1 pseudogene is annotated in these 878 nt (G+C 70.6%); it reads right to left on the reverse strand.

Annotated features, from left to right (window positions below):
- A pseudogene (locus KDL01_RS41455) lies at nt 1-712 on the reverse strand (CHAT domain-containing protein); the annotation flags it as partial.
- Nucleotides 713-878: the final 166 nt, after the last annotated feature.

An 878-nucleotide genomic window follows, 5' to 3' on the forward strand; every position in this document is an offset into this window, starting at 1 on the left:
AGGGCTCCGGCTCGAAGTAGGGTTCGGGGTCGGGCTCGAAGTACGGTTCCGGTGCCGGGCCGGGCTCGAAGTACGGCTCGGGGTCGGGCTCGAAATACGGCTCGGGGTCGGGCTCGAAATACGGCTCGGGCGCGGGTTTCGGCGCGTAGTACGGCTCGGGTTCCGGCTCTGGCGTCGGGTCCGGGAAGGGTGCGAAGACGGGTTCGGGCTCGATGTACGGCTCGGGCTCGAAGACGGGTTCGGGCTCGATGTACGGCTCAGGTTCCGGCTCGGGGAACGGCTCGGGCAGGATTTCCGGCGCCGGCTGGGGTTCTGGCGAAGACTCAGGTTCGGGTGACGGCTCGGGCTCGGGTTCCAGTGACAGCTCGGGCTCGAGTGACGGCTCGGGCTGCGGCTCTCGCTCAGGTTCCGGCTGCGGCTCCGGCTCGCGCTCAGGTTCCGGCTGCGCGGCGAGCTGTGCGGCGATCGGGACCTGTTCGGTGTCGGCTTCGACGTACTCCGGCTCGGGGTCCGGCTCGGCTTGGCCGGGGTACGGCGGAAATTCGGGGAGCCGCAGATCCTCGAGGATCGGCTCTTCGGCGGAATCCTCGAGCGTGGTGGGTACGGGGGCGTCCGGGGATTCCGGCTGCCGCTGCGGCTCCGGGACAGAGTCGACGTCAACATCTTGAGCGGGCGCGAGCGGGAAGTTGGGCACCGTCTCGGCGACGGGCACGGGGTCGGGCTGCGGCTGCGGCTCCGATTGCGGCTCGGGCTCCGATTTGAGCTCGGGGTCGGGTGCCGGCACGGAATCCGCGATGGGCTCGGATTCGGGCTCGGGAACGAGATCCGACGCGGGCTCGGGTACCGGCGCAGGCTCGGATTCCAGCACGGGCTCGGGG

The organism is Actinospica durhamensis (genome assembly GCF_018139695.1).
Taxonomy (GTDB): Bacteria; Actinomycetota; Actinomycetes; order Streptomycetales; family Catenulisporaceae; genus Actinospica; species Actinospica durhamensis.